The following is a 1413-nucleotide window of genomic DNA, read 5'->3' as shown; positions in this document are numbered from 1 at the left end:
AAACAAAACAGGTCTCATTCATCATTAACCTGTTGTTTTTTAAGTAAATTCAAGGGTTTTAGCAAACGGAATGCCAGTGTTATTAGGGAATGCTAATATTTATTAAAAATAAGTACTAACTAATATTCTTATGCTTTAAAAACTAGGAAACTTCAGTATAAAACTCATCAGTTGTATTTGAATATGTGGTAGGTAATAAAAGGTAAGAAATGATGTTTGTATCAGCAACAATCATGGTCGGCCTTCTTCAATTGCTTTGTCAATATCTTGAGTGGTAATGGTATTGGATACAATTTGAGAGCGAAGAGCCTGAATATTTTCGAGCCTATCTTCTGGTGATATTTTTTTAGGAAATAACCTTTCTTTAAGGCAAACTATTACTTCGCTATTAATGCTCCTATGGTGCTGTTCTGAAACATGTTTTAATTCTTTATATAAATCAGCAGGGATATTTTTTATGGTTAAAGCAGGCATTATAAATATTTTAGTTTAATCAAAGAGTGGTTGCATTATGGTTGCAAACTGCAATCTCGTCAACTATTTGAAATATTAGAGCCCTTTAGTTATTTTATGTTCCGTTCCGTGACGTTACCAAGAGTGTCACAAACTGTATTCTTACAAATTAGGGGATTCTTTTCAATGCAGGAAAAAGAGGAAGTATTAATGAAGCTTGAAGGGTATGGCTTTGTTTTTTTATAACTATGTTGAGTTGCTTGTATTGCAGTGAATCAGGGTGTTACAGTGTTTTGGGAAAACGATGAAATAAAACCAGAAAAGTATATTTCAGGATTTTAGTTAATGGCGTTAGGTACTGGCATGTATACTCAACCAGTATCTATACTTCGCGGGGCCACCTCTACAGTTTTCTAGCTGCTATTTTTTGTCGATAGCCGCGTTCTGAAACAGTTACGTAGCCAACTATGCGCCTGTCTCAGTGCCCCCCCGTATCAAGTACGGGGCAGGCTTTGTTCTCAACAAAAAACAACTCGTTATAAAATCCGTATCCGCGACCTCCCGAAGTATAACTATAACTTCGTTATGAAAAAACGTAGTGATTATTTACGCACAGCCCACCAAGAAGCAGTAAAAGAGTTCCCATTTTGTCCAACACGCGTAGTATAAGTTCCTTCTATTCTGTTACCTGTCACTATACCTTCATAAGTTGAAAAGACAGTTTTTCTAGCAAAAACTGGATCAGCGTATGGTGTAACAGTTCCGCTAATTTTGCCATCTTCAATAGCCATAAATTCAACTGATAATGGTTTTGTTTTTGTATAAGTTCCGGTCTTTTTCACGTTATGACCTTTTGGACTGAAGTTTCCCAATAATTATTTATGGTAAAATTGAAACTATGCTACAACTATATGAAAAAAATAGTCTTTTCATTCGTTTCAAATGCTATTGCCTAAGGGG

At 35.2% G+C, this 1413-nt stretch carries 2 protein-coding genes; both read right to left on the bottom strand.

Going from position 1 to position 1413, the window contains the following annotated elements; all coding sequences use genetic code 11:
* Positions 1 to 231 precede the first annotated feature (231 nt).
* A complete protein-coding gene (locus CDZ78_RS00125; protein ID WP_087868119.1) occupies positions 232 to 474 on the bottom strand; it encodes a FitA-like ribbon-helix-helix domain-containing protein in 243 nt (80 codons plus the stop codon).
* 581 nt (positions 475 to 1055) lie between these two features.
* On the bottom strand, positions 1056 to 1295 hold the full coding sequence (locus CDZ78_RS00120; protein WP_087868118.1) for a hypothetical protein: 240 nt from the start codon (positions 1293 to 1295) through the stop codon (positions 1056 to 1058).
* Positions 1296 to 1413 lie beyond the last annotated feature (118 nt).

The sequence above is a fragment of the Bathymodiolus platifrons methanotrophic gill symbiont genome (assembly GCF_002189065.1).
Taxonomy (GTDB): Bacteria; Pseudomonadota; Gammaproteobacteria; order Methylococcales; family Methylomonadaceae; genus Methyloprofundus.
Note: the sequence above shows the minus strand (reverse complement) of the source record. Positions and strands in the feature narration are given on the sequence as shown.

Coding starts and splice junctions, on each gene's coding strand:
- CDZ78_RS00125 (WP_087868119.1), bottom strand. CDS start 474: ATGCCTGCTTTAACCATAAAAAATATCCCTGCTGATTTATATAAAGAA.